Origin of the sequence: Pleomorphovibrio marinus, from assembly GCF_003347495.1 — a bacterium.
Classification (GTDB): domain Bacteria; phylum Bacteroidota; class Bacteroidia; order Cytophagales; family Cyclobacteriaceae; genus Pleomorphovibrio; species Pleomorphovibrio marinus.
Genome location: NZ_QCXY01000032.1, coordinates 1 through 1,586, shown reverse-complemented (window position 1 = coordinate 1,586; position 1,586 = coordinate 1). Strand labels below are relative to the sequence as shown.

The following is a 1,586-nucleotide window of genomic DNA, read 5'->3' as shown; positions in this document are numbered from 1 at the left end:
TCAATGCTATTAAGTTAAGGGGAGATGGGTATAAAAATGGCCGGAAATCCTTTTGAAAACCGGCCTGCTCCAATTATCTTGGAGGTATAAACGATATAATGATATGAATATAAACAACCCTACGGAGTTATCTTGCGGAACTCCGAAAAAAAATCTTTGATTTTGTACATTCCAAAGAAAATATTTTAAAATATAGGAAATCCGAAAAAGATTTCACGAGAAGTTCCCCACTTTCATTTCCCGTTGTGGCCAGCACGGTGCTGCATCTCTTTAAGGAATCTGTCGAATACAACCTTTTAAACTTCCTGCCCGATATAGGGAGCGGGCCGGTTTCGGCAAGTGCCTTCAGCCAGGCCAGGTACAAGGTAAAGGGTGATTTTTTCAGGGACCTCCACGAGATGGTCTCGGAGTGGGCGGGTTCAAGGGGCCCCACGCCAACGTGGAAGGGTTACGCTCTCTATGCCGGCGACGGGAGCACAGAGAACCTCCCCCCGACCAAGGCAATCAAGGAGCATTTCGGGGTGGAGTCAACCACCAAATACGGGGTGGACAGGTGCCTGGCCAAGATTTTCATGGTGTATTCGGTACTTGACAAGTTTGTCCACGACGCCGAGCTGCACCTCAGGAGAAGGGGGGAAAAAACCATGCTGACCGACTCCCTTGACCGTATGCCGCTAAAGGAAGGTTCCGTGTTGCTCCTTGACAGGGGCTTCGGTAACCTGTGCGTGGCCAAACACCTGCGCAAAAAGGGACTGGAATTCTGTATCAGACTTTCGACGGGCTTGAGCAATTTTGCCAAGGAAATGATGGAAAACCCGCTTGATGATTTTGTGACCGAGTGGGCACCTTCGGAAAAGTCCAAGGAAAACCTCCGCAAAAACAACCTGGATTACGAGCCCCTCACCGTTAGGGTTACAAAAATCAAACTTGACTCCGGGGAAACAGAGCTTTTGGTAAGTACCCTGCTGGACAAAACGGAGGTGAGCCACCGGGACATGGCAGAACTTTACCACCTTAGATGGGGTGTTGAAGAAGGGTTCAAAAACCTCAAGCCGAAAATGAAGCTGGGTTATTTCGGGTGTGGGAAACCGGAGGGGATCCAGCAGGAATTTTATGCCCATATATTCTGCATGAACCTCGTCTCCCTGACAGGAAGCATCGCCGAGACCGTGATAAGGGGGAAAACCAAAAAAAGGAAACTCAGTTACACCTACAACTGGAAAAACGCATACCGGGTTGTCAGGGACAGAATCGGCGGGCTGCTTTATTTGTCAGGCAGGAAAGCAGAGGAGCTACTAGAGGAAATCTGCAGACTCATCTCAAAATCAACAATAGCAATAAAACCGGATAGAAACTTCCCCAGGGACCTGAGGGACAGCGCCATTTCAGGCAGGCTGTGTCCGATGAACAAATAACAGAAAAAAAATATCGCCCGCTTTTTTCACTTTCCCAACGGTAAGGTTGAATCCTATTGCCTATTGTGACGCCAAATTAGAAATTGAAGGGTCTGACTCAATACGAACGCCCCAAACTAAAAGATACCACTGCCCCATAAAAGGATTTACTGCTTAACTTAATAGCATTGA

At 47.8% G+C, this 1,586-nt stretch carries 1 protein-coding gene; it reads left to right on the top strand.

What is annotated here, in order from left to right; all coding sequences use genetic code 11:
- The first annotated feature begins 152 nt into the window (after window positions 1–152).
- A complete protein-coding gene (locus DB520_RS26210) occupies window positions 153–1,415 on the top strand; it encodes an IS4 family transposase (RefSeq protein ID WP_114752796.1) in 1,263 nt (420 codons plus the stop codon).
- Window positions 1,416–1,586: the final 171 nt, after the last annotated feature.